This is a genomic window from Acidovorax sp., assembly GCF_046339755.1.
Taxonomy (GTDB): domain Bacteria; phylum Pseudomonadota; class Gammaproteobacteria; order Burkholderiales; family Burkholderiaceae_C; genus Acidovorax.
Genome location: NZ_JBKDTZ010000050.1, coordinates 1 through 4,219, shown reverse-complemented (window position 1 = coordinate 4,219; position 4,219 = coordinate 1). Strand labels below are relative to the sequence as shown.

Annotated in this window: 4 protein-coding genes and 1 pseudogene; all 5 read right to left on the bottom strand. The window is 69.9% G+C overall.

Features of this window, described 5'->3' with window-relative positions; all coding sequences use genetic code 11:
• Positions 1-377: 377 nt before the first annotated feature.
• The gene (locus tag ACK59X_RS04105) at positions 378-1,358 is read right to left on the bottom strand and encodes a FecR domain-containing protein (RefSeq protein WP_409955411.1); all 981 of its coding nucleotides are present in this window, start codon (positions 1,356-1,358) and stop codon (positions 378-380) included.
• 6 nt (positions 1,359-1,364) lie between these two features.
• Positions 1,365-1,883: pseudogene (locus tag ACK59X_RS04100) on the bottom strand (sigma-70 family RNA polymerase sigma factor).
• Between the two features lie 124 nt (positions 1,884-2,007).
• Positions 2,008-2,451, bottom strand: coding sequence for a MaoC family dehydratase (locus ACK59X_RS04095; RefSeq protein ID WP_409955410.1), 444 nt, complete (start codon positions 2,449-2,451; stop codon positions 2,008-2,010).
• Entirely contained in the window at positions 2,451-3,266 is an 816-nt protein-coding gene (locus ACK59X_RS04090) for an enoyl-CoA hydratase/isomerase family protein (RefSeq protein WP_409955408.1), read from the bottom strand. The genes ACK59X_RS04095 and ACK59X_RS04090 overlap by 1 nt, the downstream gene beginning before the upstream one ends.
• Positions 3,267-3,336: 70 nt before the next feature.
• The coding region (locus ACK59X_RS04085; protein ID WP_409955407.1) for a LysR substrate-binding domain-containing protein at positions 3,337-4,219 on the bottom strand (883 nt) is incomplete at its 5' end.

Sequence of the window (4,219 nt, the reverse complement as noted above, 5' to 3'; positions counted from 1 at the left end):
CCGCGTGGAGCCCGTCCCCCCCCCCCTTCTGCCCGGGCCGAGACGCGCAGCGCCGGGGGGGGGCGCGTGCCGAAGTACCCGCGCATCGTGGTCTGACTCACCGCGGAGGTTTGAGCGGAGTTCACCCGCAGGGGGAAAGGCGCGAGTTCAGCGGCGCCCACCCCAGATCCGAGCACCACAGGTTGCCACCAGCGCCCGACAGGGCGATGGGGGACGCAGACTGGGGGTCGCCTTTTCTTGGCCCACCTTCTTTTGGCGACGCAAAAGAAGGTGGGTGCGCCGCCGGGCGCACATCCCGGCCTCCGCCCTTCATCAAGGCACAAAGCAACCACAGAGACTAGCGATGGCTCAGCCTGCGCACTGCCTCGCCTGAGCTCTCAGGCAGGCACCAACGTCACCCAGTACCTGGTCCGCGTCACCACCTGCACCGGCAAGGTCTCCCGCAACATCGCCAGGATGTACTCCGTATCCTGCAACTGGAAGGCCCCCGAGATCCGCAGCCCGGCCACGGCCGGATCGCACCGCACCACCCCCGGCCGGTACCGTGCCAGCTCGGCAGCGAAGTCGTCGAGCCGCATGCCATCGGCATACAGCACCCCCTGCACCCAGGCCAGCGCCTGCTCTCCCAGCGCAACGGGTGCCTGTACGCCTGCAGCGGTGAAGCGGCACTGCTCACCCGCCTGCACAACACGTTGTGCGCCGTGGCGCGGCGTGATCTCCACCGCGCCCTCGGTCACGGCCAGGTACACCGTGCCTTCGTTGACCAGACGCACGGCGAAGCGGGTGCCCAGGGCGCGCAGCCAGCCGCCGGGCGTTTCCACGCGGAAGGCCCGAGCGGCAGAATCCTTGGCGGTGGTGACCAGCACCTCGCCCGCGCGCAGGCGCAGCAGGCGTTCGGTGGCGTCAAAGACCACGTCAAGCGCACTGGCGGTGTTCAGCAGCACCTCGGAGCCATCGGCCAGGGTCACGCTGCGCCGCTCGCCTGTGGCGGTGCGGTGCTCAGCCGTCCACTGCTGCCAGGGCATGTGGCGCCAGCCCAGGTAGGCCGCGGGCGCCACCGTGCCCACCAAGGCCAGCACGCGCAGTGCGGCGCGGCGATTGACTGCGGTGCGTTCAGCCTGCGCCAGCACCGGCATCCCCAGGCCCGCGGGCACGGCGCCGAAGGTGCGCGACAGGCGCTCGGCGCGCTGCCAGGCGGCCTCATGGGCGGCATCCTGCGCGCGCCAGGCGGCCAGGGCCTGCCAGTCGGCGGGCCGGGCCTGGCCAGAGTTCAGGCGCACCAGCCATTGCGCGGCCTCGCGCAGGGCGGCGCGGCTGGGGGCGCTGTCAGGATTGGCGGAGGAAGTAGCGTTGCCCATGGCCCACTACGCCATCGCCAGCAGACAGCATTCGAAGCCTTGGGCCATGTAGCGCTTGACGGTGCGCTCGCTCACCTGCAGTTGCAGCGCGATCTCGGCATAGCCCAGGCCTTCGAGTTGCGACAGCAGAAACGCCTGCCGCGCCTTGGGCGCCAGTCCGTCGAGCATGGCGTCGATCTCGTGCAGGGCTTCGCGCACCAGCGAGCGCTCTTGTGGCGACGGGGCCCGCGGTTCGGGCTTCAGGGCTAGGGCATCCCTCTACGCCTGCGCCAGCGCGCGGCGGCGCCACAGGTCGGAGACCAGGCCCTTGGCGATGGTGGTCAGGTAGGCACGCGGTTCGCGCAGGCCCTGCAGCGCCTGCGGGCGCAGCAGCACGCGCACAAAGGTGTCCTGCGCCAGGTCGGCAGCCTCGTCCCTGCAGCCCAGGCGCCGCTGCAGCCAGGCGCGCAGCCAGCCATGGTGGTGGCTGTACAGCGTATGCGGGTCATGGTCAGTGTGGACCAGGCCGGGGTCGGCGGTGCTCATGCGGCAGGGTGGGCGAAAAAATCAGGGTAAGTCGGCAATTATAATTGAGAACAATTCTCAATCAGATCATGGCCTCGATACCCTTCATCTCCAAGGGATGCGCCCTGCCCCGGCCCCGCCGCGCCTACTCTGCTCCGTCCAGCTGAAACAGGCTGATAGCGATCAAGTCCAGCACCGCCGCGCCATCCTGGTTCGCCAGTTCCCAGCGCCAGCGCAGGATGCCCAGGCCGGGCTTGCTGGATGAGCGGCGCACCTCGTGCACCGTGGCCGTGAGCACCAGTTGGTCGCCCGGGCGCACCGGGTGCGGCCAGCGGATGTACTCGATGCCTGGCGAGGCAAACGACTCCGAGCCGTGCAGCGCCTTGTCGGCGATGAGCCGCATGGCGATGGCGCAGGTGTGCCAGCCGCTGGCGATAAGGCCGCCGAAGCGCCCCTCCTGGGCGGCGGCGGGGTCGGTGTGGAACCACTGCGGGTCGTAGGACTTTGCGAAGCCGAGTACCTCGTCCTCGGTCACGGTGTAGGGCCCTGCCGTGAGAACCTGGCCGGCATGGAATTCGGCGAACTTCACTACTGCGCCCCTCCGAAACTGGCGGGCCGCTTCTCGTTCAGCGCGGCAAAGCCCTCACGCGCATCGCGCCCGGCAAAGCCCGGCATCTCCAGCGCGAGGGAATGCTCGAACGCCGGCCAGGCCGCGCGCAGCCAGTGGTTCAGGCTGCGCTTGGTGAAGGCCAGCGCCGTGGGGCTGCCGCGCGCCAGCTCCTGCGCGATCTGCAGGGCCCGGGCGTCCAGTTCCTCATCGGCCACGGCCAGGCTGACGAGGCCGATGCGCTCGGCCTCCTGGCCCGAGATGGTGTTGCACAGCAGCAGGTGGTACTTGGCCCGGGCCATGCCGCACAGCAGCGGCCAGAGCACGGCGGCATGGTCGCCAGCGGCGACGCCCAGGCGGGTGTGGCCGTCGATGATCTTGGCGCGCTGGCCGGCCACGGTGATGTCAGCCATCAGCGCCACAGCCGCTCCCGCCCCCACGGCCGCGCCGTTGATGGCCGAGACGATGGGCAGGTCGCAGTCCATCATGCCCTGCACGATGGCACGGGCCTCCTGCATGGTGCGCAGGCGGGCCTCCTGGCTGCCCAGCATGGCCGTCACCAGCTCGGGCGAGCCGCCTGCGCAAAAGCCCTTGCCCTCGCTGCGCACCAGAATGCTGCGCACGCCCGGCGTGGCCTGCAGCCAGCCCCACACGGTGCCCAGGTGCGCATGCGCCTGCACGTCGGTGAAGGGCATGCCGCCTGCGGGGCCGAAGATGACGTGCGCCACGCCGTCGTCGGCGATGCGCACCTGCAGGTGGGGGCCGAGATCCCAGGCTTGTTGTTGCGGGCCATGCATGTGTGGTGTCTCCTGTGTGGTTTTGGTCTGGTGGCAGCTTACACGCAGCACCCAGCCGGCAAAGACAGGGTCAGCCCCGGCGCGCGGTGGCTGTGGCCTGGAACGAAGACCGCATGCACGCAGCGAAATGGCTGGCATGCGTGTCGCGCGCCGCGAGCTGGGCGCGCAGCATGTAGCTGCGAAACGGGATGTCCGGCTTGAAGGCCACGGCCACCACGCCGGGCAGGCGCATGGTGCGCACGACGATGGGGTTGACCAGGCCCACGCCCAGGCCCTCACTGGCCATGCGGCAGATGGTGGCGGCGTGCGAGGTCTCCAGCGCCATGGCGCGGCCATCGCCCACGAAGACCGCGTCCACGGCGCGGCGCGATACGCTGCCGCTGGGCAGCGAGATGAAGCGCTCGCCATCCAGGTCCTGCGGCTGTACGACGCGCTTGCGTGCCAGCCGGTGGCCTGAAGGCATGACGCAGACGGCGCTCTCGGTATGGATGACCGAGGCCTTCACGCCCGGCTTGTCAGGCACATAGCTCACAAAGCCCACGTCGCAGTTCTGCGTGGCGATCCAGTTGGCGATGATGGCCGATTCGCTGGTGGCCACGACGATGCGCACGCGCGGGTAGCGCTCGCTGAACAAGCGGATGGCCAGCGGCAGCACGCTCATGGAGATGGAGGCCGCCGCCGCCACGCGCAGGGTGCCCGCGCCCAGGTCGCGGATGGCACGGGCGGATTCGGACACGCTGTCCAGCCCGATGAAGGCGCGGTCCACGTCCTTGAACAGCGCCTCGGCCGCGCGGGTGGGCAGCACGCGGCCGGGCTGGCGGTCGAACAGCTCGAAGCCCACCTCGGCTTCGAGCTTGCCGATGATGCGGCTCACATTGGGCTGCGAGGTGTGCAGCTGCTGCGCGGCCACGGTCATGGAGCCGGTGAGCATGACGGCGCGGAAGGTCTCTAAC